General features: G+C 51.7%; 31 protein-coding genes. 29 read left to right on the top strand and 2 right to left on the bottom strand.

Annotated elements, in window-relative coordinates:
• Nucleotides 1-222 precede the first annotated feature (222 nt).
• From F599_RS0111245 to F599_RS0111230, 4 genes are all read left to right on the top strand, one after another.
• Nucleotides 223-1488, top strand: coding sequence for a site-specific integrase (locus tag F599_RS0111245; RefSeq protein WP_019543043.1), 1266 nt, complete (start codon nt 223-225; stop codon nt 1486-1488).
• A gap of 348 nt (nt 1489-1836) precedes the next feature.
• Entirely contained in the window at nt 1837-1965 is a 129-nt protein-coding gene (locus tag F599_RS16195; protein ID WP_019543623.1) for a hypothetical protein, read from the top strand.
• A gap of 150 nt (nt 1966-2115) precedes the next feature.
• On the top strand, nt 2116-2535 hold the full coding sequence (locus F599_RS15910) for an excisionase (protein WP_019543622.1): 420 nt from the start codon (nt 2116-2118) through the stop codon (nt 2533-2535).
• Between the two features lie 101 nt (nt 2536-2636).
• Nucleotides 2637-3503 carry an Rpn family recombination-promoting nuclease/putative transposase gene (locus F599_RS0111230; protein ID WP_019543621.1) on the top strand — a complete coding sequence of 289 codons (867 nt, stop codon included), beginning with the start codon at nt 2637-2639 and terminating at the stop codon, nt 3501-3503.
• 95 nt (nt 3504-3598) lie between these two features.
• Here the strand turns inward: F599_RS0111230 and F599_RS14260 are convergent, their stop codons facing one another.
• Nucleotides 3599-4072 (bottom strand): hypothetical protein, encoded by a 474-nt coding sequence (locus F599_RS14260; RefSeq protein WP_019543620.1) that lies wholly within the window; start codon nt 4070-4072, stop codon nt 3599-3601.
• 234 nt (nt 4073-4306) lie between these two features.
• Between F599_RS14260 and F599_RS16190 the strand changes: the two genes are divergently transcribed.
• The 6 genes from F599_RS16190 to F599_RS0111200 all read left to right on the top strand — a co-directional run bounded on the left by F599_RS16190 (nt 4307) and on the right by F599_RS0111200 (nt 7699).
• Nucleotides 4307-4435 carry a hypothetical protein gene (locus tag F599_RS16190; protein WP_019543619.1) on the top strand — a complete coding sequence of 43 codons (129 nt, stop codon included), beginning with the start codon at nt 4307-4309 and terminating at the stop codon, nt 4433-4435.
• Nucleotides 4436-4676: 241 nt separating this feature from the next.
• A complete protein-coding gene (locus F599_RS14255) occupies nt 4677-5186 on the top strand; it encodes an SOS response-associated peptidase family protein (protein ID WP_019543618.1) in 510 nt (169 codons plus the stop codon).
• Nucleotides 5187-5681: 495 nt separating this feature from the next.
• Complete coding sequence (locus F599_RS0111210) at nt 5682-5873, top strand: hypothetical protein (RefSeq protein ID WP_019543617.1); 192 nt, start codon at nt 5682-5684, stop codon at nt 5871-5873.
• Nucleotide 5874: 1 nt separating this feature from the next.
• A complete protein-coding gene (locus F599_RS14635; RefSeq protein ID WP_211209094.1) occupies nt 5875-6594 on the top strand; it encodes a recombinase family protein in 720 nt (239 codons plus the stop codon).
• A 12-nt stretch (nt 6595-6606) separates the two neighbouring features.
• Nucleotides 6607-7296 carry a recombinase zinc beta ribbon domain-containing protein gene (locus F599_RS14915; protein WP_338141065.1) on the top strand — a complete coding sequence of 230 codons (690 nt, stop codon included), beginning with the start codon at nt 6607-6609 and terminating at the stop codon, nt 7294-7296.
• Nucleotides 7283-7699 carry a sigma-70 family RNA polymerase sigma factor gene (locus F599_RS0111200; protein WP_019543614.1) on the top strand — a complete coding sequence of 139 codons (417 nt, stop codon included), beginning with the start codon at nt 7283-7285 and terminating at the stop codon, nt 7697-7699. The genes F599_RS14915 and F599_RS0111200 overlap by 14 nt, the downstream gene beginning before the upstream one ends.
• A gap of 355 nt (nt 7700-8054) precedes the next feature.
• Here F599_RS0111200 and F599_RS0111195 read toward each other — a convergent pair whose 3' ends face one another.
• The gene (locus tag F599_RS0111195; RefSeq protein ID WP_019543613.1) at nt 8055-9143 is read right to left on the bottom strand and encodes a HindVP family restriction endonuclease; all 1089 of its coding nucleotides are present in this window, start codon (nt 9141-9143) and stop codon (nt 8055-8057) included.
• Between the two features lie 109 nt (nt 9144-9252).
• Here F599_RS0111195 and F599_RS14245 point away from each other — a divergent pair, with 109 nt between their 5' ends.
• From F599_RS14245 to F599_RS15625, 19 genes are all read left to right on the top strand, one after another.
• Nucleotides 9253-10164, top strand: a complete 912-nt coding sequence (locus tag F599_RS14245; protein WP_019543612.1) for a DNA cytosine methyltransferase — start codon at nt 9253-9255, stop codon at nt 10162-10164.
• Complete coding sequence (locus tag F599_RS15905; protein WP_211209092.1) at nt 10157-10411, top strand: hypothetical protein; 255 nt, start codon at nt 10157-10159, stop codon at nt 10409-10411. The genes F599_RS14245 and F599_RS15905 overlap by 8 nt, the downstream gene beginning before the upstream one ends.
• A 1-nt stretch (nt 10412) precedes the next feature.
• Nucleotides 10413-10847, top strand: a complete 435-nt coding sequence (locus tag F599_RS15230; protein ID WP_019543610.1) for a very short patch repair endonuclease — start codon at nt 10413-10415, stop codon at nt 10845-10847.
• Nucleotides 10848-11043: 196 nt separating this feature from the next.
• Entirely contained in the window at nt 11044-11811 is a 768-nt protein-coding gene (locus tag F599_RS0111185) for a DUF5986 family protein (protein ID WP_019543609.1), read from the top strand.
• 12 nt (nt 11812-11823) lie between these two features.
• On the top strand, nt 11824-13026 hold the full coding sequence (locus tag F599_RS0111180) for an ImmA/IrrE family metallo-endopeptidase (RefSeq protein ID WP_019543608.1): 1203 nt from the start codon (nt 11824-11826) through the stop codon (nt 13024-13026).
• A 22-nt stretch (nt 13027-13048) separates the two neighbouring features.
• On the top strand, nt 13049-13228 hold the full coding sequence (locus tag F599_RS15630) for a hypothetical protein (RefSeq protein WP_071592875.1): 180 nt from the start codon (nt 13049-13051) through the stop codon (nt 13226-13228).
• 410 nt (nt 13229-13638) lie between these two features.
• Nucleotides 13639-14256, top strand: coding sequence for a hypothetical protein (locus F599_RS0111175; RefSeq protein WP_019543607.1), 618 nt, complete (start codon nt 13639-13641; stop codon nt 14254-14256).
• Between the two features lie 136 nt (nt 14257-14392).
• Nucleotides 14393-14614, top strand: a complete 222-nt coding sequence (locus F599_RS0111170) for a hypothetical protein (RefSeq protein ID WP_019543606.1) — start codon at nt 14393-14395, stop codon at nt 14612-14614.
• Nucleotides 14598-16043, top strand: coding sequence for a DEAD/DEAH box helicase (locus F599_RS0111165; RefSeq protein ID WP_019543605.1), 1446 nt, complete (start codon nt 14598-14600; stop codon nt 16041-16043). The genes F599_RS0111170 and F599_RS0111165 overlap by 17 nt, the downstream gene beginning before the upstream one ends.
• 58 nt (nt 16044-16101) lie before the next feature.
• A complete protein-coding gene (locus F599_RS0111160) occupies nt 16102-16509 on the top strand; it encodes a gp33 family protein (RefSeq protein WP_019543604.1) in 408 nt (135 codons plus the stop codon).
• Between the two features lie 75 nt (nt 16510-16584).
• Nucleotides 16585-17340: a hypothetical protein gene (locus F599_RS0111155; RefSeq protein ID WP_020700583.1), complete on the top strand. Its 756-nt coding sequence runs from the start codon at nt 16585-16587 to the stop codon at nt 17338-17340.
• Between the two features lie 64 nt (nt 17341-17404).
• Nucleotides 17405-19336: a bifunctional 3'-5' exonuclease/DNA polymerase gene (locus F599_RS0111150; protein WP_019543602.1), complete on the top strand. Its 1932-nt coding sequence runs from the start codon at nt 17405-17407 to the stop codon at nt 19334-19336.
• 3 nt (nt 19337-19339) lie between these two features.
• Nucleotides 19340-19720, top strand: coding sequence for a helix-turn-helix domain-containing protein (locus F599_RS14910; protein ID WP_019543601.1), 381 nt, complete (start codon nt 19340-19342; stop codon nt 19718-19720).
• Complete coding sequence (locus tag F599_RS14235) at nt 19704-20180, top strand: DUF7768 domain-containing protein (RefSeq protein WP_019543600.1); 477 nt, start codon at nt 19704-19706, stop codon at nt 20178-20180. Before F599_RS14910 ends, F599_RS14235 begins: the two co-directional genes overlap by 17 nt.
• Before the next feature lie 4 nt (nt 20181-20184).
• Nucleotides 20185-22674, top strand: a complete 2490-nt coding sequence (locus tag F599_RS0111135) for a DNA primase family protein (RefSeq protein ID WP_019543599.1) — start codon at nt 20185-20187, stop codon at nt 22672-22674.
• A 178-nt stretch (nt 22675-22852) separates the two neighbouring features.
• The gene (locus F599_RS15900) at nt 22853-23275 is read left to right on the top strand and encodes a VRR-NUC domain-containing protein (RefSeq protein WP_019543598.1); all 423 of its coding nucleotides are present in this window, start codon (nt 22853-22855) and stop codon (nt 23273-23275) included.
• 85 nt (nt 23276-23360) lie between these two features.
• Complete coding sequence (locus F599_RS0111125; protein ID WP_019543597.1) at nt 23361-23588, top strand: hypothetical protein; 228 nt, start codon at nt 23361-23363, stop codon at nt 23586-23588.
• A complete protein-coding gene (locus tag F599_RS0111120) occupies nt 23585-23995 on the top strand; it encodes a DUF1492 domain-containing protein (RefSeq protein WP_019543596.1) in 411 nt (136 codons plus the stop codon). The genes F599_RS0111125 and F599_RS0111120 overlap by 4 nt, the downstream gene beginning before the upstream one ends.
• A 147-nt stretch (nt 23996-24142) precedes the next feature.
• Complete coding sequence (locus F599_RS15625; protein ID WP_019543595.1) at nt 24143-24298, top strand: hypothetical protein; 156 nt, start codon at nt 24143-24145, stop codon at nt 24296-24298.
• Nucleotides 24299-24414: the final 116 nt, after the last annotated feature.

Genomic DNA, 24414 nt, shown 5'->3' with positions numbered 1-24414 from the left:
TGGCGGAAAACAATCTTTATCATGGCTTTGCCGTCTACAATGGCAACCGCTATATGATTATCCGCAAGAAGCTGGAGGCATTCCTTGAGAGCGCAGAAAGCATATAGAAAGAAATAAGGAATTTTTTAGGCGGGCGGCAGAAAGAGCGGCGGCGCGTGAAGAAAACAGTTGCTTTTTCAGGCAGACAGAGTGATAGATAGAAGGGAAAAGGAGCGTGATACTATGGCAGAACGAAGGCGTGATGCCAGGAACAGACTGCTGCGGCAGGGAGAATCCATAAGGAAGGATGGCCGCTACCAGTACAAATACCAGGTCAACGGAAAGCCGCATTTCTTTTACAGCTGGCGCCTGGAAGACACGGACAGGCTGCCGGCGGGGAAGAAACCGTGCCTTTCGCTGCGGGCCATGGAAAAACAGCTCGGCGTGGACATGGCGACGCTTTCCGACCCGCTGGGGCAGAACATGACAGTGCTCGAACTGGTGAACCGTTACCTGCGGACGAAGACGGGCGTGCGCCCCAATACGAAAATGAACTACGGCTTCGTCTGCAACCTCCTGAAAAAAGAATCTTTTGCCGAACGGAAAATCCGGCACGTCAAGCGTTCGGACGCCAAGCTGTTCCTCATCAAGCTGCAGGAAGACGGCAAGGGGTACAGCACCATCCACAGTGTGCGCGGTGTGCTGCGCCCGGCCTTCCAGATGGCTGTGGATGATGAAATGCTCAGGAGCAACCCCTTCTCCTTCCCGCTTGTCAACGTCGTGGTCAATGATTCCGTCATGCGGCAGGCGTTGACGCCGAAACAGATGCGGGTCTTCCTGAAATTCGTCCATGACAGCGGCTGCTACGGGAAATACTACGAGGTGTTCTACATACTGTTCCATACCGGGATGCGTATTTCCGAGTTCTGCGGACTGACCATCCGGGACCTTGATATGGAAAACCGCATCATCGACATCAACCACCAGCTGCAGCGCACGAGCGCCATGGAGTACGTCATAGAGAAAACGAAAACCAATGCCGGTACGCGCAAGATTCCCATGACAGATGATGTCTGCCGCTGTTTTGCCGCTATCCTGGAAGACCGGCAGGCGCCTGCGGTAGAACCAATCATCGGCGGCCGTACGGGGTTCCTGTTTTATGACAAGCAGGGCATGCCGGAGGTGGCGATGCATTGGGAGCATCGGTTCAAGCACGCGCGGCAGCGATACAATGAAATCTACCGCGAGCAGCTGCCGCCTATCACACCGCATATCTGCCGTCACACCTACTGCTCCAACATGGCGCGGGCAGGCATGAATCCCAAGACGCTGCAATATCTCATGGGACACAGCGACATCAGCGTCACCATGAACACCTACACGCATCTGGGACTGGAGGATGCGGAAGCGGAACTGCGGCGCGTCGCGGAATCACAGGCGGCGAGGGAAGAACTGGAGAAACTCTCCGGCAAGGAGCACAGCGTCATAAAGTTTTCCCGTGAAGCGTGAGAAAAACGACGAAACGGCAGCCTGGCATGTTTGCTGGGCTGCCGTTTTGCTGTGTCAGGTTCTAAGGGTGCAGTGCGGGTGGAAGATTTCATGTAAGGGCGGCGCGCGATGCCCGCAAGGTGGACGGGTGTGCGTTGAGTTTGCTATAATGAAAGGCAACGATTTGCAAGGACTTGCCGCGATAGCGCGAGAGTAGTAAAAGGCTCAAATTTTACTACGATTTTACTACGTTACACCGCCGTGATATGCCGTATTTTGCGCGTACTACCGGATTTTGGCCGGAGGTGTGCGCGCCCTTTCCATGCGGCATAACGCGGCATTGTACGGCGGTTTGAGGAGGATGGTTCGGTGTTTCGGATACTTTTTGTTTGCCACGGCATCACGAAAGCATTCGAGGCGGCGGGCGGGCATAAGTTCGTGGTGGCGGGGGGTGTACGGTGGTGGACGAAGAAGGTACTACCGTTTTACTACGCTTGAAAAAAGTGCTTGCCATGCTTGATACATAGCGCTTTTCGACATGACGGACCGTCGTCTGATGCGGCAGATGATGGATCGCGCATTTTTCATTTGACTTTTCATTGCATCAGAGGGAATATAGAGCCACTTCAAAGAAAGGTGGCGTATCTGATGGAATTGCCAGTCAAAGAAAAATTTGCCCTAAGTATCAAGGAAGCGGCAGCGTACTTCCACATAGGAGAGAAAACACTGCGGACATTCGCCAAGGAACATCCGGAGGTCGCTGTTTTTATGAATCGTCGCTATATCATCCTTCGTGAGGAGATGGAGGCGCTCTATCGTCGGCATTTCGCGAAGAAAGAGGAGGAGCGCGTTCGCCCCGGTGGGAAAGAACCCTTCCAGCAAACCCTCGAGGATGCGGCATGGTATTTCCAGATGGACAAAAAGCGCCTGCGGCGCTTCGCGGAAAACGATGCCAACTGTCGGTTTAGCTATTACGATGGTACAACGTATTGGATTGTGACCAACGAGTTCAAAAAATACCTGCAGGAGATGGGGAGAGAGGCGCATGCTGCTGTCAGACAGTATTGATATTGCGCGCAATGGCAGCTCTTGGCATCAATAGATTCTCTTGCCAGCAGCGTTCCCGTCAGCGTATAAGCGTATAATTGAATCAGAAAGGAGTGACGTCCATGGAGGAAATGACAAGGAGCGAGGCCAACAAAATCTGGGAAAACCTGACCATTGCGGATAATTTCATCTTTCAGAAAGTCATGCGCAAGAAGCGCCTTTGCAAGCGACTCATCGAGAAGATCCTTCACATCAAGATACGAAAGATCATGTTCCCGGAAACGGAAAAGGGGATCAACGTCCGCCGCGACAGCAAGAGAGTAAGACTCGACGTCTACGTCGAGGACGACAAGGGCATGCTCTACGATATCGAGATGCAGACGACAGACTACGCCGATCCCGCCGAGCTCCCAAAGCGCACGCGCTACTATCAGGACATGATGGACATGGACGTGCTCAATAAGGGCGAGTTCTACACGAAGTTGCGGAAGACGTACATCATCTTTATCTGCACGTTCGACCCGTTAGACAGGAACCTCAGCCAGTACACCTTCCGCGAAACTTGCGCGGAGGATGCGACGCTGGAAATGGGCGATGAGACAACGAAAATCTTCCTGAACAGCAAGGGCAGGCGCGAGGGCATCGACAGCGACCTCGCGGCCTTTCTCGACTACATCGAGGGCAAGGCCCCGAAAGGGAAATTCACGGAAACCATTGCCGATGCCGTGGAAGTGGCGAAAGAGAACAAGGAAATGAAGGTGGAGTATATGACCTACTACATGGAACTGCGCAGAAGCGAAGAACGCGGTATGGAAAAAGGTATGGAAAAAGGCATGGAAAAGGGCCGTAAGGAAGGTATGGAAAAAGGCCGTATGGAAACGCTGAAATCTCTGGTCATGTCCAAGCTCCTGAGCCTGAAAGATGCTGCGGCCGCAGCGGGGATGTCGGAGGAAACATTCAAGAAGGTTGCAGACCTTCGACAAGATTGATTGAGAAAGCAAAAGACGGCATCGCAGGCTGATTGCAATGCCGTCTTTTATGGAAATCGATTTTGTGGAAGACATCTCCGGGCAGGGGTTGCGGCTCACTTTTTGGCGAGCTCTTCGTCACGTGCCTTTTTGATCTGCTGAAATCTTGCGAGGATCTCGTCAGCCTGAGGCATGCCATCGCTGGCCAGCTTTGTCAGGTAGTGGAAATTGCTGCCGTCGTAGGGGCGCACATCACCGAAGAGCGCAATCTCGTAGCAGTTGCGGATGACGCTGACGATGCAGTCTTCGAAGTGTTCGTATTGGCAGGATCGACAGCTGACGAGGATGTTGGCGATGCCATTTATGAGCGCCTCCTCGCGGTAGAGTTTCGAATCTCCGTGCGGAATGTTCTTCGTCCCGTCCGAGACGTAGAGGATCTTCTCCTTCAGGCATTTGCGGAGCCCGTCCTGCGCGTAGCGGATGAGACATGTGCCCGGTTCGCACGATCCGCAGTAGTCCTTTCCAAGGCAGACCTCCGAGAGCGAGTCAATGACGTGGAGTGCCTGTAATTCTTTCAAATCAGCGGCCATGGAAAAACCTCCTTTTGTAGTTTGCAGCGCGCACGGGCAGCCGCCTTGCCGACGACGGACGGCCTGCGTGAGCTGTAGAAAGCAGCATATAAATGAACACTATGGCTATTATAGGGCTCTTTTGTAAGGAAATCAACAACAAAGAATTATTATTTATAAAAAATAAATTTTTAAATTCTACCCCTCAGCCAGTACACCTTCCGCGAGACCTGCGCGGAGGATGAGAACCTGGAGATGGGCGACGAGACGACGAAGATTTTCCTGAACAGCAAGGGTAAGTGCGAAGGCATCGACAGTGACCTCGCGGCTATCCTCGACTACATCGAGGGCAAGGCATCGAAAGGGAACTTCACTGCAAACTGAAAGGCATTGACGCCTCCTGCCACGCTATGGATCCAGTGCCTATGGATATATGAGTTGTGCTCTATAATGAGAATTCCCCAGTAGCGATAGCATTTGTTCGTTGTTGGGGAATTTTTTAGTGCGTGTGATTAGCAATTGACCTTGTCAAAAAATATTTCTTGAGAAACAGATATTCCGGGAAATCCTTATGAGCGGCGACCCCTGTTTTGCGTTATACTGGAAACAGTAGGAGGCGGTGGAGATGTGCAGCAGGTATGGAATCAATCAATACACGGCGAACTGGCTGAGACCGTATTTCCACCACGAGGAAGAACAGGCAGTGGGGGACGTACGGCCAGGGAATCCCGCGCCCGTGCTCATCAGCGGCAGTCTGGCCGTCACTTTAACTTGGGGCTTGCCGCGCAAGGGCGGGCTGATCATCAACGCCCGCTCTGAAACGCTGGCTGAGAAATTCACCGCATGCAGGCGCTGCATCGTCCCCGCCAGGCATTTCTACGAGTGGGATGCGAACAAGCAGCGCGTCACTTTTCGCGGCGCGCGGGAGAAGACTCTTTTCCTAGCGGGTATCCGCAGAAATGGTGCCTTTGCCATCGTCACTGAGCCAGCTGATGATGTTGTGCGCCCGGTTCATGACCGCATGCCCATGAGGATTGCCGGAACGGAAATACAGAAATGGCTGGATGGCGGCACGGATCTTTCGCCTGTCCCGCTCGTGAAAGAGCAGGATATAGAGGAGATTTCGCTCTGGTGAGCGAAATAGTGTGATGGAGGAGGTGTGGGATGCCTGTAAGACTATCGCTGATTTTGTTCTCGAAGTATGCAGGGCAGTTCCCGTGGAAGAAGCACACTGAAGAGTCTTGATGAACCCGTCATCGAAATGATACGAGCCGCCTGACTTCCACAGACGGCTCTTTCGTTACATATTCTCAAAAACAACGCAATCAAAGTGTTCCTGTACATTCAGCAGTGTGCAGGGATTTTTTGTGTCAAAATGTGAATCCCGACTCCATCCGCCGACGCGTATTCCATACAAATCCGGCGGGGTTCGTATCTGTGAAGCTCTCCTAACCGCTAAACGATGCATACCCTATTGTGTAACTAAAAAGGGATGCAGTAACGATGTGCCAAGCCCGGTTCGTTATGTGTGTTCACAATAAGTTACCCCTTTAGAATCGCCGTTTTCCTTGACTTTCAGGGCATTCAGAGTGATAGATGTCATATCCTAAAAACAAAGGAGTGATTGAACTTGTTAACGAAAGAAGTGGACTACAGGGTGTGCAAATGGTTGCTCGGCAATCTGGAACGCGACGGTGTTCTCTCGCTGGATGAAACGCGGCTTGCGTTGTCGAAGCTGCAGGAGCATTTTGAGCCGCCGTTCCTCGAGGTCGATGTGGCCGGCGGCGAAATCGGAGACGGGGTGACGGTGGATGAAAGATAGAGTGATTACGAGAATCAGCGCCGTGCCGCGTCCTGCGACGTTAAAGGAAGCGGAAAAGGCGGTACAGCGTGTGGCTGCCTACGCCAGAGTTTCTACTGACCATGAGGATCAGGAATCGAGCCTTACGGCGCAGACGGATTACTACAGGAAGAAGATACTACAGCATGCCGGATGGCAGTTTGCGGGAGTGTTCGTAGACGACGGCATTTCCGGTCTTAGCACGAACCGTCGCGAGGGATTCAACAGAATGATTGACTCCTGTCTGAACAGTGATATCGACCTTGTTCTGACGAAATCCATCTCGAGGTTCGCCCGGAACACCGTGGATACGGTCAACATTATTCGCAAGCTGAAGGAAAAAGGAATCGGCGTGTACTTCGAAAAGGAAAACATCTTCACACTGGATTCCAAGGGCGAGTTTTTACTGACGATCATGTCCTCGCTGGCACAGGAAGAATCACGGTCGATATCCGAGAACGTCAAATGGGGACAGAGAAAGCGTTTCGCGGACGGCAAGATGAGTCTCGCGTACAGCCGTTTCCTCGGATACGACAAGGGCGAGGAGAAATACACGATAGTGGTCAACGGGGAACAGGCGGACGAAGTCCGCAGGATATTCTTTCTGTTCCTGCAGGGCTACTCTTCCTTTCAGATTGCCAAAATAATGATGGATGAAGGCGCTGAACCGCCATGTGGAGACAGCGGAAAATGGTGGTATTAAACCGTCCGCAGGATCCTGTCAAACGAGAAATACAAAGGAGATTGCAGACTCCAGAAGGAATTCACCGTCAATTATCTTACAAAGAAGATGAAGAAAAACGAAGGCGAACTGCCGCAGTATTATGTAAGAGAAGACCACAAGGCGATAATCTTCCCGTGGCTTTTTGATTATGTGCAGGAACGCATGAAGGAGCGTGAATGCGAGGACAGCCAGCGGTATTCGGGCGTGACCATGCTCTCAAGCAAACTGGTATGCGGAAAATGCGGCGGTAAATTCACACCGCGTCCGTGGCACGCAAATGACAAGTACAGAACGATTATGTGGCAGTGCAGGAACCGATGGCGGAAGCCTCTGCCCTGCAAGACGCACAATGTCGCGGACAAGGCGCTCCACTTTTTCGTTCACGATGCCGCGAGGACGCTTGCCGTCAGGAAAAAGCTGACTGATGTATTAGCGGATATCCTTGCCGGTATTCTTCCGGCTGACAGAACCGCGGAGGTCAGGAAATGGATGGCGGAGCTGAAAAGCAGGGACATTTCCGGGATGCTCTCGGACGAGGAGAATCTGGCACTAACCATCAGCCAGATTACCGTGCGGCCGGACAAGACGCTGCAGTTCCGCTTCATAGACGGCAGAACCCTTAAGACGGGAATTCCGAAATACAGCAGAAAGGATGACGAGGTGTTTTATGATAAGCGATAAACAGAAACAAAGGATAGAGATGCTGAGGTCACGGGGTTACGGCTACAGGAAAGTTGCCGACAAACTGGGACTGAACCTGAACTCAGTCAAGTCGTACTGCAAGCGGAACGGACTCGGCGGAGTAGCAAAGCCGGTGAAAACTCCGGTTGTGTACACTGACGACATAACGTTCTGCCCGAACTGCGGCGAGGAAATCCGGCAGATTGCAAAGCAGAAAAGGAAGCGCTTCTGCTGCGACAAGTGCCGGAACGAATGGTGGAACAACCACCCGGAACTGATCAAGCGGAAAGCCTACTATGAGCATACGTGTCAGGGTTGCGGGAAGATGTTCACATCGTATGGGGACAGAAACAGGAAGTACTGCTGCCACGAGTGTTATGTTAAGGAACCACTGATTAAATGAGGTGCTCCGGATTTGCGTGGATGCGCTGTATCTCTCTAGGAGACAAACCGGAAGCGTAGCGGCAAAACGCTCCATCGCGTTTTGTGCTGAGGATTTGTCGACGACGAGAGGACAGTGCAGACGCGCGAAGACGGAGTGCCGAATTAATCAGCGGTTCCTTAAGGACAGGTTTGAAGGATTATAACAAACAACCACGCAGTTGCTGAAGTCGGCGTGGTCATATGCATGGGATTATAAATGACCGTAAGGTTCTTCGCTGGCAGCTTTTCTATGATGAAAAGAGCGCACTTGGTCTAAGAAAAAAGCCCCGCCAGAAAAGAACTCCGTGCGAGGCAAACGCTGTAAGGCTATGATGCTATTCTTTGCTGAATTTCTCAGCCAAAGTGGTTATGTAGAGCGATTGATCAAGCCGCCTTTCCGGCTTCAGGTTGTCGAGATGACCCGGTTCTATGATTTCATTTATGATGTCTCTTGAGAACGATGGATGCGTGATTCTGTCGACTGTGACGTATCTTCTCCAACGGTCGCCCGGAACGGAGGCTTCCTTGTCGTTCTGCATGTCGAACGCCATCTGACGGTAGATATCCTCCATACGGATTTTTCCAGATTTGCTTAGTTCCCACAGGCAGCGCGCCATTCGTGACGACGCTCTCATCGGACGGCTCATCTTTGAAGGAACGGCCGCAGCTGTTTCACTGATTGCCGAATCAATAAAAAGCCGTGAAAACGCCAGATTAGACCACACAACGATGTCGAAGCAGTCCTCGCTCAGAATTAGAGACTGCCCCTTTGTTTTCCAAATCGGTTCCATCACAAGAGGCATCTGATGGTTGCAAAACTCCGCTTCAAAAGCATTTAGCGATTGACAGAGATTGTTGGTTTTGTGCCTCATCTCAAAATCGTTGGTCCAAGAGCCGACATCGGCGCATGCCTCTTCAAAAAATTCACGAACCTCATGCGAATGGTCCTTTATTTTGTCCCAGATGGATAGTGCGCAATAAGATGCGGTAGGAGCGCGATAAACAATCTCGCAGCCCCATTGATCCTCCGGGCGTGAAGAAGTGGTGCTTGTTGGCAGAACAGTAAGCTTACATTCGACGGGAGCCAGGAAGCTGCCGTTCAAATCCTTTACGACCAGATCAATAACATCGATGGGCGTGAAAGAATACTTTTGATAAGGCTCGTATGTTGACTCAAAGTCAAATTCAAGGTCTGTGGGCTTCCTGTCACCGCAGTTGAAGACATCTCTTATGGAAATTTCATCGCATACGACTTTCAAGTCGCCGCCGATGTTCGCCAATTTAACGTAAATCGCTGGCGCGTTGTGATCCATCATATAATTTGCCAAGGCGGTCGGGAACGATGAGTTGAAGCAGTTCTTTGTCCAGTGCTGCTGCGGCTTTCTGTTGCTGTGCTCTATACCGTATAATCCGCTTGCGGACATGAAAATCATCCTTTCCAGGCGTCAACAACTTGACGCCTACTTACAAATATGCTATTATATATTATAGCATAAAACGGTCTTTGCTTACAAGATCGGAAAGGAGTTGCGCATGACAATAGTCGATTTATTTGCTGGATGCGGCGGAATGTCGCTCGGATTTCAGAAGGCTGGGTACGACATTCTGGCAGCGTTTGAGTTCTGGGATACGGCTGCGGATTGCTATGAGTTGAATTTCAAGCATCCTGTTTACAGGATGGATTTGTCTGACACCGCCGCAGCGGTCGAAAAGATAAGAAACATAAATCCGGAGATGATCATAGGAGGTCCTCCTTGTCAGGATTTTTCCCACGCGGGTAAACGTATCGAGGCGGACAGAGCTTCGCTGACGGAGAACTACGCTGAGATTGTAACAGCGATTCGTCCGGAGTATTTTGTCATGGAGAATGTTGACCGCGCCAGGAAGAGTCACGCATACGCCGACGCGCGTGAACTGTTCAAAAAGGCGGGGTACGGTCTGACGGAAATGGTGCTGGACGCAAGTCTGTGTGGAACGCCGCAGAAACGGAAACGGTTTATTTGTTTTGGTGCTCTTGGCAAAGAGGATGGCTTTGCGGAAGAAACGTTCAAAGCGCATTTTGCGGACAAGCCGATGACGTTGCGGGACTATTTCGGCGATTCTCTTGGATTTGAGTACTATTACAGACATCCGAGAAATTACAGCAGGCGCGGAATTTTTTCCATTGACGAGCCGGCTCCCACAATGAGAGGCGTAAATCGTCCAGTTCCAAAGGGATATCCAGGACATCCGAACGATCCATGTCCCGTGACTGAAAACCTGCGGGCACTGACCACACAAGAGCGAGCTTTGATTCAGACGTTTCCAAAGGATTTCAAATGGCAAGGCAGTAAAACGGATGTGGAGCAGATGATAGGAAATGCGGTTCCGGTCAACCTCGCATATTATGTGGCCGAGCGGGTTAAGGAGGTTATTGGAGAATACGGAGGAAACAAAAATGATTGATGCGAAGGGATTTGAAGAGTGGTTAACTGAAAATACGAATTTTTCAAAAAGAGTAGTAGGAAATACTGTTTGCAGAATGCGCAGAGTCGATAGAATACAAGACTGGGATGAAGACGAACACTATCTGTATAATTTGGAAAAAAATGATGAATTTCTCGAGTTGACAGTGTCTGTAAAGTCGCAGTGCCGCAGAGCCGTTAGGCTTTATACCGCGTACGCAAAAGCAATAAGTGCTCTGGCAAAATAAAATGGACACATTTACAACTGAGAAACGCAGCGAGATTATGTCGTGCGTTCCCTCAAAAAATACAAAGCCGGAGGAATTTGTAAGAAAATATCTTTTTTCACAGGGGTTTCGGTACAGAAAAAATGACAAGCGGTATCCAGGCACTCCGGATATAGTCCTTCCGAAATATCGAACCGTCGTATTTGTTAACGGCTGCTTCTGGCATCAGCATCCCGGATGCCGGAAAGCTACGATACCAGCCGCTCATCACGATTACTGGAAAGCAAAACTTAATCGTAATGTTGAGAGAGATAAAGAGGAAATAAACAAGTTGCGAGAAATGGGCTGGCGTGTGATCATTGTATGGGAATGTGAGATTGCAAGTAAGGTCAAACGCAAACAACGGTTACCAGAACTTGCAGACGAAATAAAAAGCGCGACCTTACTTGACAAATAAAACAAAGCTTATAAACAATTCAAGATAAAATTATATAAAATAGAATATTAATTTACAGATTCTGATTCAAATAGCACATCGCTTGACAAAAACCGCCTGACATTGTAAAATACTTTATGTCAGGCGGCTTTTAGTGCGCCGCGACATACTATGCTTCAATTTTAAATGCACAACGATTAATGATTCGGAGGTTGTTATGTCGGAATCTTTCAATTTTAGCAATATGGACAAGTTGTTCGAGAGAATCACCGCAGCTGTGGTAAAGGGTGTGGGACCCGATATCCGTGACTATCTTGCAGATAATCCGGATGAAACTCATAACGCCTTAAAGCTGGTACGTGGAGACAAGATCAACACTAATCTCAGAAATTTTGTAGTCTCGGACACAGTTGAACTGAAAACTTTCAAAAGATATGCCTGGGAAGGCAGGATTCTTATTGACCGTGAGCATAAGGTGACTATTGCCATCTGCACTAAGCAGACACTTGATGCAATTCCGAGAAAAAAGGACCGGACAAGCCCACATTATCAGATGACCATTGCCAATATCGAGAATGCGGATATAGAGCCGATCTGTGCGCAGATGACTCTTTTCCCTGGGATGTCACAATTCAGCAATGATGTGTATGCCGATGATTTTAAAACTATTATGGGGGAAGACGTCCTTGCAGGAGACGGCTATAAGCATCTGGTCGTAGTTTATGAGACATCGGGCTCGGATGTTACATATATCGCTGCAAAATTAATTGACAGAAATCTTGCTACTGTTAAGGAATATTCGCTTGACAGATTCCTGAAACCTGACTTTGGCGATCTGACCGCAGAATTCAATGGTGAAGAAACAACGCAGAATGACGTACGCAGCCTTGTGACAGTGAAGACAGCGAAGCAGAAAAACGAAGAGACTCCAAGACAAGATGAACTTGTTACGGCAAAAGGACAGGAGGAGGAAAAACGGGCTTAAGCTTCCCGTTTGATGAATATGAATATAATGAAATTTAACGGTCAGCGTCTACGCGACGCGTTGCAGTTTCGAGGAAAGAAAATGGCGGAGCTTTCCAGGGAAACCGGCATAAGCAGACAGTCACTGTCACTGTATGCAAACGAAGAAAATGTGCCGCCCTATGAGAATGTTCAGAGAATAGCAAAAAATCTTGACTTTCCGTCAGAATATTTCCTGTCAGAAGATAAATGCACAACGGTAACGACTAATACGTATTTCAGGTCACAGGCTGCCGCAAAAAAGAAGGAGCAGAATGCCCAGGAGAAGAAGCTCGAATACACAGCAAAAATGTATGAAATTCTATTGAATTATGTGGATTTCCCCGCTCTCCATCTCACTCTTCCTATGGGAATATATGCTGATGCTGACGATGTCGTTAATGCTGAACCGGAGGAGATGCAGGAGAAAATAGAAAAGCTGACATTATCATTAAGAAAGGCCTGGGGAATTGGAAATGCTCCAATTGAAAATATGCAGTTTCTTTTGGAATCCAACGGCATTGTTATGACTGGATTCCGTAATGTTGACGATAAAATCGACGCTTTCAGTCAGAAGGTGCATGTGAAGAACGGGGATTCCGTGTACATTGTTGCCCTTGCGCTTGGGAAAAAGCCAAGAGAAAGACTCCGCTTTGATATGGCACATGAACTCGGTCATATTATGATGCACAATTGGGATGAAAGCAATGAAGATTTAAATCGCGAAGAATTCAATGCTATTGAACGGCAGGCTAATATGTTTGCAAGCGCGTTTCTGCTCCCGAGAGAATCATTCGGAAAAATGGTAAGCCCATATGCCACGAATATAGAGTTCTATCGTTCACTCAAGAAGAAATGGGGTGTTTCGATGCAGGCAATGATGTACAGGGCAAGGCAACTCGATATTATCAGCGTAAACCAGTTTCAGTACATGATGCGCCAGATTTCACAGAAAGGCTGGAGGACACACGAACCGGGGGATGTTCCGGGAAATCTTAACAGCACCATATTTCAGGGAGCAATAGACGTGCTTTTTGATGGTGGATATTTGAATGCGAGAGAACTTGTTAGAGCTTTCCGCGATGCAGGTATATGGCTGAATACGCGGGATATGGAAGATCTGATGGGATTAAAGCCTGGTACTCTTGATGCCGGTCCGAAGATTCTTTCCATTAAGCCGAGAATCGAACCTAAGTAAAGCAATACGGGAGGTGCAATAAGTGAACCAGAAGGCTATTCATGTTGGCTGCCCGTGTTGTAATAACAAGCGGTTGTTTGATCTGTCACCGGACACAAAAGGTGAGATGGAAATCAAATGCCCGCGGTGCGGAAAAGTCATTTCAATTTCTGTTCAGAACGAAGAAGTGCATGCAGAACAGTTAACTCTGAAAGCAAAATAATATAACGATAAGCTACCGAGCAACGGAGCCGTTTTACGAGCTACCAAATAGCCGGAGTTATCATTTTCCCTTTTTCCGGGGAAATGGTGACTCCGGCTTTTTTTGTTTTACGCCTTTGAAAGGGGGTGATGCCTATGACCTGAGAAAGCTATAGGGAGAACACTTAAAGTGATCCTCTGTTTAATCATAAACCATTTAGAAAACAATATCTCAAAGTCCGAATAGCGCTATAAGGGCGGCGGGGTGCATAAGAGTCTGGAACCATGGCAATAAAAGCCTGGTTCGGATGAAGATGTATCGCACCGTTTAGATTTCTGCGCCATTTTTCGGATTTGCCGGAGTCTGCGGTTCATCTTCAAACCGCAGGCTCTTTTTGTGTCCTTCCGCCCGGCAACGGACGGAAAGGCACAATGATGAAGAATCACAACGAAACTAAGAAACGGAAGAGCGGCTACAACCCTGCCCGCGAACACCATGCCGGCGACGACTGCCTGACTTACACCTACGCCCGCTGGAACGAGGAAACGCACAGCTACGACACGATTGTCCTGACAGCGGGTCAGGACGGAGTGACCGAGGATATCATCCTTCTCCTCGATCAGATGGACCACGATTCGGATCTTATCGACCGCTATGAAGAGGAACTCCGTGATCCCGGATTCGAGAAAAGACGGAAAGCGTATGAGTCAGACCCGGAAGACGGCGACGAGGGAGATCCGTGGAACCAGATTGAAGCTCCCCATGCCGATCTGACCGAAGACGCGGAAAGGCGCGAAAAGCCGAACGCCGAAAAAATTCGCCGTGTCGTTGAAGAAGACTTCACGCCGGAACAGCAGGATCTGTTCTTCTCCCACTACGGCGAGTGCAAGCAGCTTGAACAGATCCGGCAGGAAGAAGCCGTGCGCACAGGCAAGCCCGTTACTCCGCAGGCGATGAACAACCGAAAGAACAAAATGATCCGCAAAGTGGCGAAGAAAGCTTTCGGGGTAGAGCCTGTGAAGCGCCGCAAGACGGACAAAAAGGACTGACGCATGAAGCGCCGGACCGGCTGCCGGAGTCCTCCCCGGCAGTCCCTCCACAGAGAGGGTTGATTTTTTCGGTAGGCAATAGAGGAAGACGGGATTCCTCAATTGATGATCACATTCAGAGAAATGGAGGACTTACATGAAAAATCTGAAACACAAAGTGCGGATCAACATCGCCGACCGCAGCGGGAACAGGGAGCGCTTGGTCACGGGAACGACGATGGTTCTCCCGAACCGTCTGCTGAAGATCCTGTTCGGGGATTTTGCGGAGATTCTGGTGCTGACGCTCGGAAAAACCGTGGACGGCATTGAGATAAGAGAAGTCAGGGACGGGGGTGCCGATCATGCCGAAGCCGACTAATCCATCCCTGCCCATGCTGGTAAAGGTTCAGCCATACGCCCACCAGCAGGCGGCTTTCGACTTTGCCTGCGGGAAGTTCGGGCTTGTTTCGTCCGCCTCAAGGAGCCGCGGAGTTGCGCTTCTGATGGAAATGGGCTGCGGCAAAACGCTAACCGCCATCGGGATAACGGGCGTCCTTTTCCAGGCCGGAAAGATAAGCCGTGTCCTTGTGGTAGCGCCGCTTTTGATACTCGGCGTGTGGCAGAGCGAGTTTTCGCAGTTCGCTGACTTCCCATATACGCTGACAATACTGACAGGGACAAGCGATAAGAAGCGGAAACAGCTGAAGGAAATATCCGGCGATGGTCTGCAGGTCGTTGTTGTGAATTACGAATCGGCCAGAATCCTTGCGGACGACCTGCTCCGGTACAACGCCGACCTCGTGATTGCGGATGAGGCGCACAAAATCAAGGAGAACCGATCCAAGCAGAGCAAGGCGATGCACGCGCTCGGAGACAAGGCAAGGTACAAGCTCCTGCTCACCGGGACGCTTATTACGAATAAGGAGCTGGACGTTTTCTCGGAGTACCGCTTCCTGAACAGCATCATCTTTGGCACGAGCTTCTACTCGTTCCGCAACAAATATTTCGACATGGTCGGCTATGGGAACCACATCCTGCGCTTCCGCAAGTGGATGCTGGACGATTTCCTTCAGCGCATGCACAGCGTCGCGTACAGGGTGACAAAGGCCGAATGTCTTGACCTGCCGGAAATAACGGAGGAAGTCAGGACGGTGACGCTCGAGCCGAAGGCCATGAAGATTTACAGGCAGTTGGAGAAGGACTCGTTCGCGGAACTGAAAAACGGAGAGGTCACGGCGATGAACGTGCTGACAAAGCTCCTGCGCCTTTCGCAGGTGACCGGCGGGCATATCACGGACGACGACACGGGCGAACACCATATCAGCACGGCGAAGCTCGACGCGCTGTCCGACATTATCGACTCGGCAATGGATGAAGGAAGAAAGATTGTCGTCATGGCGCGGTTCGTGCCTGAACTGGACGATATTCAGGAGCTTCTCGAAAAGAAAAAGATCGGGTACGCCGTTGTGCGCGGCGGAATCTCCGACCGCGACGGCGAGATCCACAGGTTCCAGTACGACGATGACTGCCGTGTGTTCGTGGGGCAGATCGCGGCGGCGGGGCTTGGCATCACGCTGACGGCCGCCAGCACGATGATCTTTTACTCCCTTGATTACAGCATGAGCAACTTCGACCAGGCCAAGGCAAGGATACACAGGGTCGGCCAGAAGGAAAACTGCCATTATATCTACCTCGTGTGCGAAGGAACTGTGGACAGGAAAATCCTGCGCTCCCTGCGCGAAAAGATTGACCTCGCGAAATCGCTGGTCGACGACTACCGGAAAGGTCTTGATCCGTTCTCCGCCTGAGGGCGGATCAGAGGGGGTTGATTTTTCCGGAAGGTATTAGAAGGAGGTGCGATACACCATGAACAATCAGATTTTTGAACTGGCGGACAGACTCAAGGTCGCCAAAGACCGCAAAAAGGAACTGGACGCGCAGGTCAAGGAAACGAACGCCGAAATCGAACAGCTGGACAGCCAGCTGTCGGACATGATGGCGGAGCAGGAAGTGGAGCGGTTCTCCAGGAACGGCAGCACGTTCTACCTGAACACACGGCTTTTCGCTTCGCCCGTCGCGGGCTGCAGGGACGCTCTCATGCGGGCGCTCAAGGACAACGGTTACGGCTCTCTCGTCGTGGAAACGGTGAACGGCAACACGCTGTCGTCGTTCGTCAGAGAGCAGAAAGCCGCGAACGCCGATGAAATCCCCGCATGGCTCGAGCCGTTTATCTCAGCCTACGAGAAAGTGACTGTCGGCGTACGCAAGGGCTGACTGATGGACTTAGAAACGAGGAACAATGCGCCAATGACAGGAACAGAGACTTTTGAATAAACGGAGGACATTGAAATGACTATGAAAAAGGATACTGAATCTACGGAAATGGCGTTGCAGAGCGGGTACGCCGCGCTTGCCAATACGGACGCGCTGACGGACGCGGCGGACGATCTCGCGGGACTCCAGCTGACCTTTGACAGGGTGAAGATTCCGGCGGGAGGAGCGACGGCGTTCGAGATTCCCGGCGACAACGACGACACGGAAATGGTGAAGGAAATCAGGGGAATCATTCTTCTGCACCATCCCGCCTACGCCTACTACAGGGACAAGTATCAGGGCGGGAGCAACCCGCCGGACTGCGGCTCCTTCGACGGAGTCAACGGCACCGGCGATCCGGGAGGACTCTGCGCGGAATGCCCGTATAACCGCTTCGGCAGCGGCGAGGGTCAGGCCAAGGCGTGCAAGAACCGCAGGATGCTCTACATCCTGATGGAGAATGAGATGTTCCCCGTCACACTGTCCCTGCCGACGGGTTCGCTCAAGGACTTCACGAAGTACGTGAAGCGCCAGCTTTCCAAAGGCAGGAAACTTTCGAGGATCGTGACTAGGATCAGCCTGAAAAAGGCGTCGAGCGCGTCGGGCATCACTTATTCGCAGGCGGTGTTTTCCTTCGACCGTATGCTGAACAGCTATGAGGTGGAAAATGTGACGCCGCTGATTGAGCAGGTGAAGCAGTATGCTGCGAACCTGACGGTCGCTTCCCTCGCCGGATATGAAGAGACTTCCGTCGATCCGGAAACGGGCGAAATTATCGAACCGCTGAAATAAGAAACATTGCGGGAGCGCCGGAGGGATACTCCTTCCGGCTGTTCTCATAGGAGACTGAATATATATGGAAACAAAAACAGACTACAGAGCGGTCACAACGCTCCGGGAAGTTCTTGACTATATCGGGGATGCAAAGGAAGCCGCCTACGACTTCGAAACTGCGCCCGACGACATTTACCGCGATGAGGACAAAGCCACGCTTGATCCGGCGAAGAGCCATATCTGCACCATGAGCATAAGCGTCAGCGAACGGACGGGGATCATGATACCCGTGGCGCAGAGAATGGGTAAGAACATGGACGCGGATGTCTTTTACCGTTTCCTGCGTGATTTTCTGAGCAGTACGAAAATAGAAAAGATAGCGCACAACCTTTCTTATGAATCTATGTTCGCGTATAAGAACGGAATCGTTACCCAGCCGCCTGTCTACGACACCATCGCGGCAAGCCAGATGTCGCTGAAATCCTCGGCGGAATTCAGAAAACTATCGGACTCGGGGCTTAAAAAACTGGCGGCGGAACTCTGCGGGGAACCTTTGCCGTCTTTTGAGGCGGTCACGGAGGGCAGGCATTTTGACGAGCTTGATCCGGCGGACACGAAAACCGTACGTTACAGTTGCGCCGACTCGGACTTTGCGCTCCGGCTGAAACACATCTTCAACAACTGGTTCGAAAAATACCTTCCGAGACACAGATGGATCGTAGAGAATATCGAGTCCCCTACATCCGTCTACCTCGGCATTATGAAGTACAACGGCGTGCCGGTAGATATTGACCTGATGAAGGAGCGGAAAGCAGAAGCGAACCGCGGGATGGAGAAAATCGGGGCGGAAATCAGGGCCGTCACCGGCGATGTAAATATAGGAAGCAACTGCTCTACAAACGCCTTCAAGAAGTATCTGTTCGAGGATCTGAAGCTCCCGGTTTTCCGCACAACGGAGAAAAGCCGCGCGGCGGCGGACGACGCGGTAATGATTCAGCTGAAGGAGTGGTGCGATACAAACCGACCGGAGCTGTCGCGCCTTTTTGAACTGGTGCAGGAGTACCGCAAATGGAACAAGATATCCTCAACATATATTACCGGCTACATGAAACACATCAACGCCGCGACCATGCGGATACATCCGAACTTCTACTCTCTCAGCACGGACACGGGCAGGTTCAGCTGCAGTTCTCCGAATCTCCAGAATATGCCGCGCAAGGGAAGCGATCCTATCGGAGTGCGTAATTTCGTGAAGGCGCCGGAAGGCTGTCTCATCGTTTCGTGCGATTACAGCCAGATCGAGCTTCGCGTCGGAGCGTTCTACTGCCGCGACAAAATCATGATGGATACTTACAAAACAGGCGGCGACATCCACGCCGCGACCACATCCGTCATTTTCAACATTCCTTATGAGCAGGCGCGTGACAAGCACGCGGCGGATTACAAGGAAAGGCGCACGATCGCGAAAAACGTGAACTTCGGCACGTTCTACGGGCTGTTCCCGCGGGGACTGCAGCGGACGCTGAAGTTCAAGGCGGGGGTTGATAAATCCGTAAAGGAGTGTAAGGAGATCATCGAAAATCTGAAAGCAGGATATCCGGCGCTGACCGTCTGGCAGGAGGAAACGAAGGCGGACGCGGCAAGGCGGATGTACGCGGAGACATGGCTCGGCCGGAGACGCTACCTGCCGGACATCCGTTCGGACGATTGGGGAAAGAAGTCCTTCGCGGAGCGTTGCAGTATGAACACGCCGATCCAGGGAACGGCGGCGGACATTATCAAATTGTCGCTCGGAAGGCTCCTAAAAGGACTGCCGGAGCGCCCGTGGCTGAAGCCCATCCTGCAGATACACGATGAACTCACATTTGTCATACCGGAAGAAAGGCTCAGGGAAGCGATTCTTTTCATTAAGGAATGCATGGAGCTGCGGCCGTTTTCCGAGTTCGACCTCCCGCTTGTGGCGGAAGCGTCGGCGGGCAGGACTTTCGGAACACTGGATGAACTGGAGGATTAAGGCATGAACACAGACAGGAAATTCAATTTTACAGATACGCTGCTCCGTCTGATGGAGAAGCACCCCATGACAGGGAAAAGGACGTCGCAGAAGGAGCTTGCCGACGGACTTGGCGTGAGAAAGCAGACGGTATCCGAATACCGCCGCGGCATGACATATCCGGGAGCAAAAACGCTTCTTATGATGGCGGACTTTTTCGGCGTGAGTACAGATTACCTGTTCACGGGCGCGGAAGGTAGCAAAGTTTATATGAAGATGATGTCCGCGTATAAAGCGGGCATGCAGGAGAAGCTTGAAAGGATCGTCGTCCTCTGCTCGAACGCGGAGAACATGGTGCTTGGCATGATGAAAAGCGGGGGCGGGACGCATGTACAGGAACAGTGAGGGATACAGCGACCCGACCGCCGGGATGGCTATGAACCGCATCATGCGGGAATACCGGCAGAAGCAGAAAAGGCGCTTTGCGGACAGGAACCGTAGGAAAATCTACGTCGCGTCGAAATACGCCGGAGACACGGAAAAGAACACAAAAGCAGCCATCGCATACTGCCGCCGAGTGATAGACAGCGGGTACATGCCCGTAGCAAGCCATCTCCTCTACCCGCAGATGCTGGACGACAATGTGCCGGAGGAGCGCGAACTCGGGGGTCTGTTCGGAATGGCGCTTCTCGCGGTGTGCGACGAGGTGTGGGCGTTTGGGAAAATTTCATCCGGTATGGAACGGGAGATTGAGGAAGCGAAGCGCCTGCGTATTCCTGTCAGGTATTTTGAGGAGGTCGCCCGAAGCCGAGACAGGATGCTGTCTGAGACTGAGGGTGTGCCGACACAGGATTTGAGGAGGTGAGCGGATGAATGTGACGGCGGCTGATGTAATATCCAGTCTTTTCAATCCGACTGACACGGTCTGTTTCCGCGTATTCGACGACAAGAAGAGCGGGATGTTCCCCGGAGCGAAGCTCTCCTGCGAATGCGGAAAGTACAAGACCATAGAGGAAACGCTGAGGAATCACAACAGGCTCGACCGGGGCGTATTCTTCGTGGTGAATTACGGCGGACAGGATGATGATGCTATTACCCGCATCAACGCCCAGTTTGTGGAAATGGACAACTGCGGCTTTGATGAGCAGATGAAGAAAATCAAGGCGTTCCCGCTCCCTCCTTCCATGATTATGAAGACGCAGAAGTCCTATCATGTTTACTGGTTCATGGACTCGACGGCGAAGGTGGAGTGGTTTCGCACGATACAGACGCAGCTCGTAAAGCACTTTGACGGCGATTCGATGTGCGTCAACGAATCGAGGGTGATGCGTCTGCCGGGCTTCCTGCACTGCAAGAAGGAAACACCGGTCGAGGTGACGTGCGTCAGCTTCCATCCGGAAAGAAAGTACACGCAGAATCAGCTGTCGGACGTCCTGCCCGAGGTCGACCTCAAGCCGGCGGAAAGGAAAAGCGGGAATGAGAAGGGACTGGAGCAGGTTATGCGCTCCTGCGTCTTTCTTCAGCACTGCCGCGACGACGCGGAGACGCTGCCCGAGCACGACTGGTACGCGATGATCACGAACCTCGCGCCGTTTGAGGGCGGGACGGAGCTGATACACAAGCTGTCCGCGCCGTATCCGGGATACTCGGAAAACAGCACGCAGAAGAAAATCAACCACTTCCTCGAGAGCGGCACGAACCCTATTATGTGCAGGACTATCTGCGAGAAGGGGTTCAAGTGTCCGAAATTCGAAAAGGGAGAATGCCCGGTCAAATCCCCGGCGGCGTGGTGCTGGCAGCCGATGACGGCGGAGGTGCTGTCGGAGATACTGAAAGACCTGCCCGTTGAGGGAAACCCGGTCGAGGACCTGCAGACGGCGGCGGATTTTGTGCGCAAGTACCTCTACAATCAGGACGCCGTGATGGCGGATGTGTTCATCAGCGAGGAAATAAAGAAGCACTTCGGCCTAAAAGCGTCGTTCCTGAAATCGCTCATGCAGATATACCGCGAGGAAAGCAAATCGTACAAGTCCGGCAGGGTCGCGAAAAGGGCGAAGGCCGGTCTGTCGGTACCCGACTGGTACGAGCCGACCGAAAAGGGGCTGCGGTTCCTTCCCGGCGTGCTTGCGCGGGAAATGTCGGAAAAGGAGCATGTGTTCTATTCGGCGGAGCAGCACTTCATCTATCAGGGCGGCGTTTATGTTGAAATGTCCGAAATGGAAGCCCAGAGACTCGTGCAGGAGAAAATGTTGATGAGGGAAACCAAAATGAACCAGATCGCCGACGCGGAGAAACAGTGGCGGCTGCTCGTGCAGAAGAACATCCGCGAGCTGAACGCGAACCCGTACATCATCAATGTGCGCAACGGCCTGTACAACGTACTCGAGGACACGCTCATCCCGCATACGCCGGACTACTATTCGACGGTGCAGCTGAACGTAACCTACGACAGAGATGCCGACTGCCCGCGTTTCAAAGAGTTCCTGAAGGAGTCGATGGACGGCGACATGGAGCAGGTCGGACTGATACAGGAAATGCTCGGCTATTTCCTGATACCCGTGAACTCGGCGCAGAAGTGCTTTGTCATCGTGGGAGCGGCGTCCGCGGGAAAGTCCGTGCTGCTGAGAGTGCTGAACGACGTGCTCCTCGGCAAAAAGAACGTGTCGAACGTGTCATGGCAGGCGCTGAACGAGCGGTTCAAGACGGCGGAGCTTTTCGGCAAGCTGGCGAATATCTTCGCCGACCTGCCAACAAAGAACATCGACGACAACGGCATCTTCAAGGCGCTTGTCGGCGAGGACTACCTGACTGTGGAGAAGAAAAACAAGAACCCGTTTTCCTTCCAGTGCTGCGCGAGGCTCCTGTTCTCGTGCAACAGCATACCGAGGAATTACGGCGACAGGTCGGAGGGATTCTACCGCAGGCTCATTATCATCCGCTTCAATCACGCCGTGCCGCAGGAGAAGCGTGATCCGGATCTTCTGGAGAAGTTCCGCGCGGAAGCGGATGGCATTTTCCTGTTCGCCCTGGAAGGGCTGAAACGGCTCATGAACAACAGGTACAAGTTTTCCGAGACGCAGAAGAACCGTGACGAGCTGCAGCAGTACCGCGAGGAGTCGGATTCCGTGCTGTCGTTTATCAAGGACAGGTGCGAAATGGACGCTTCATACTCCGCAGGGTCGACCGAGCTTTTCAACGCCTACAAGGCGTACTGCGAGGAATGCGGCATGAAGCCGTACGCCCAGAAGAACTTTGTGCAGCAGATCACCACGGTCTATCCATCCATAGAGCGCGGCATCGACAGCCTTGGCAAAAGGCGCGTGCTGAACGGGATCAGGGTATGCGATATTCCAGGATGATCTGACACGTCTGACAGGTTTGACACGAGTTTCCTAACTCACCATATATATATGAAAAAATATACGCCAATACCACTTTTTTTATTCCATACGCGATAATGCATTTTTTCGTGTCAAACGTGTCAGAAACCGCGAAATTACGCCATTTTACCTGTCAGACGAAAGGAGGTCGTGTCAAATGAGCGAGTCGGATATTGTAAGATCAATACTGAAATATCTGAAAACCGTGCCGGGGTGCTTCTGCTGGAAAGAGCACGGCGGCATGTACGGGACGGCGGGCATTCCTGATATTATCGCATGCATAGGCGGACGGTTCTACGGGTTCGAGGTCAAGACGGACAAGGGCAGCCCGACAAGGTCGCAGGAAGCCGTGATTGGGAAAATCCGCAAGGCCGATGGCACTGCCGCAGTGGTAAGGTCGTACGGCGAGGTGGAGGATATACTGAAAAACAGCATCCCCGGATTCGCCGTCTGCGAAAACTGCGGAAAGCCGTTTATAAGGAACGGCTCACGGCAGAAGTACTGCGACAGCCCGGAATGCCGGAACGCGAGGAATCGCAAAAAGGCAAAAGCCTATTATCAGCGCAAAAAGAGCCGCTGAACAATTCTTTCAACGCGCATCGCTTCAAATCATCAACGCTCCAACGCATACACATCCCCTTTGGCAAATATCGGGAGGTGCGCGAATGAGCGGTATCGAAAATTACGAGAATCTTGCGAACGCCATCGTTCTGCAGGCTGTCAGGGATTACAGAACGGCGCTTAAGTTGCTGAAGATGAACCCTTCAAACAAGTCCGCAAAAATCGAAAAAGAAAACATCGAGAGGTTCTTCTGGTCGGACTGGTACAAAGTCCTGACGTCGGTTGACGGCGAGTCTCTAATCCGCGTCCTCCGAAAGGAGGTGGACGCATGACCGCCAAGGAATATCTGAAGCAGGGCAAACTCCTCGACGTGCAGATAAACAGCCTGCTGAGAGAAATCGACTACTGGCGCGACTTTTCAACACGAGTGTCCGGCAGCAGCTTTGAAGTGCATTACAATCCGAACCGTCCGACGGAAGCGCCGTTTGTGCACGCGCTGAAGATGATCGACGAGACAGAGCGTGAAATTGACCAGAAGCTGCAGATGCTTGTAAAGCTCAAGGCGGAAATCAGCAGAGCGATCGACAGACTGTCCAACCGCGAGGAGCGGATGGTTCTCCGCTACCGCTACCTGAACGACTGCTCATGGGAAGAGATCAGCACGCTGATGAACGTGTCGGAGCGGACGGTCTACAGGATACACGGCACGGCTCTGCAGAACTTTTCCGTGCCGGAATGAAAGTTGGCAGTCAATGTCAGTGAATGGCAGTATTGACATGTGATATTATTACAATAGCAAAAAAGAATGAAACGGCGGCACAGCCGCAACAGGCCTCGGAGGGCAGTCCTTCCGGGGATTTTCTTATGCCTGAAAGGAGAAACGGACATGCCTTACGCGCCGCAGCGCGGCTGTCAGTTCGAGGGCTGTCCGAAGCGGGCGGTTACCGGCAGCGCTTACTGCGCGGAACACAAAGCCCTGATGGAGAAGCACTACGAACAGTTCAGCCGCGGCTATAAAGCCAACGAATCCCACATCACTTGATCCGGAGTATCTGATTGCACGACTGGAGGCGGAAAAGGCATGAACGCCAAGGAATTCTTTCAGCGGAATTATTACCTGGAGCAGCGAGTAAACAGCAGACTCCGAAGACTTTCCGA

This window comes from Selenomonas bovis DSM 23594, from assembly GCF_000381005.1.
Classification (GTDB): Bacteria; Bacillota; Negativicutes; order Selenomonadales; family Selenomonadaceae; genus Selenomonas_C; species Selenomonas_C bovis.
Note: the sequence above shows the minus strand (reverse complement) of the source record. Positions and strands in the feature narration are given on the sequence as shown.

Bases quoted from the DNA above. Each gene is read 5' to 3' on its own strand.
- F599_RS0111245 (WP_019543043.1), top strand. From the start codon at position 223: ATGGCAGAACGAAGGCGTGATGCCAGGAACAGACTGCTGCGGCAGGGA.
- F599_RS15910 (WP_019543622.1), top strand. From the start codon at position 2,116: ATGGAATTGCCAGTCAAAGAAAAATTTGCCCTAAGTATCAAGGAAGCG.
- F599_RS0111230 (WP_019543621.1), top strand. From the start codon at position 2,637: ATGGAGGAAATGACAAGGAGCGAGGCCAACAAAATCTGGGAAAACCTG.
- F599_RS14260 (WP_019543620.1), bottom strand. From the start codon at position 4,072: ATGGCCGCTGATTTGAAAGAATTACAGGCACTCCACGTCATTGACTCG.
- F599_RS16190 (WP_019543619.1), top strand. From the start codon at position 4,307: ATGGGCGACGAGACGACGAAGATTTTCCTGAACAGCAAGGGTAAGTGC.
- F599_RS14255 (WP_019543618.1), top strand. From the start codon at position 4,677: ATGTGCAGCAGGTATGGAATCAATCAATACACGGCGAACTGGCTGAGA.
- F599_RS0111200 (WP_019543614.1), top strand. From the start codon at position 7,283: ATGATAAGCGATAAACAGAAACAAAGGATAGAGATGCTGAGGTCACGG.
- F599_RS0111195 (WP_019543613.1), bottom strand. From the start codon at position 9,143: ATGTCCGCAAGCGGATTATACGGTATAGAGCACAGCAACAGAAAGCCG.
- F599_RS14245 (WP_019543612.1), top strand. From the start codon at position 9,253: ATGACAATAGTCGATTTATTTGCTGGATGCGGCGGAATGTCGCTCGGA.
- F599_RS15905 (WP_211209092.1), top strand. From the start codon at position 10,157: ATGATTGATGCGAAGGGATTTGAAGAGTGGTTAACTGAAAATACGAAT.
- F599_RS15230 (WP_019543610.1), top strand. From the start codon at position 10,413: ATGGACACATTTACAACTGAGAAACGCAGCGAGATTATGTCGTGCGTT.
- F599_RS0111185 (WP_019543609.1), top strand. From the start codon at position 11,044: ATGTCGGAATCTTTCAATTTTAGCAATATGGACAAGTTGTTCGAGAGA.
- F599_RS0111180 (WP_019543608.1), top strand. From the start codon at position 11,824: ATGAATATGAATATAATGAAATTTAACGGTCAGCGTCTACGCGACGCG.
- F599_RS0111175 (WP_019543607.1), top strand. From the start codon at position 13,639: ATGATGAAGAATCACAACGAAACTAAGAAACGGAAGAGCGGCTACAAC.
- F599_RS0111170 (WP_019543606.1), top strand. From the start codon at position 14,393: ATGAAAAATCTGAAACACAAAGTGCGGATCAACATCGCCGACCGCAGC.
- F599_RS0111165 (WP_019543605.1), top strand. From the start codon at position 14,598: ATGCCGAAGCCGACTAATCCATCCCTGCCCATGCTGGTAAAGGTTCAG.
- F599_RS0111160 (WP_019543604.1), top strand. From the start codon at position 16,102: ATGAACAATCAGATTTTTGAACTGGCGGACAGACTCAAGGTCGCCAAA.
- F599_RS0111155 (WP_020700583.1), top strand. From the start codon at position 16,585: ATGACTATGAAAAAGGATACTGAATCTACGGAAATGGCGTTGCAGAGC.
- F599_RS0111150 (WP_019543602.1), top strand. From the start codon at position 17,405: ATGGAAACAAAAACAGACTACAGAGCGGTCACAACGCTCCGGGAAGTT.
- F599_RS14910 (WP_019543601.1), top strand. From the start codon at position 19,340: ATGAACACAGACAGGAAATTCAATTTTACAGATACGCTGCTCCGTCTG.
- F599_RS14235 (WP_019543600.1), top strand. From the start codon at position 19,704: ATGTACAGGAACAGTGAGGGATACAGCGACCCGACCGCCGGGATGGCT.
- F599_RS0111135 (WP_019543599.1), top strand. From the start codon at position 20,185: ATGAATGTGACGGCGGCTGATGTAATATCCAGTCTTTTCAATCCGACT.
- F599_RS15900 (WP_019543598.1), top strand. From the start codon at position 22,853: ATGAGCGAGTCGGATATTGTAAGATCAATACTGAAATATCTGAAAACC.
- F599_RS0111125 (WP_019543597.1), top strand. From the start codon at position 23,361: ATGAGCGGTATCGAAAATTACGAGAATCTTGCGAACGCCATCGTTCTG.
- F599_RS0111120 (WP_019543596.1), top strand. From the start codon at position 23,585: ATGACCGCCAAGGAATATCTGAAGCAGGGCAAACTCCTCGACGTGCAG.
- F599_RS15625 (WP_019543595.1), top strand. From the start codon at position 24,143: ATGCCTTACGCGCCGCAGCGCGGCTGTCAGTTCGAGGGCTGTCCGAAG.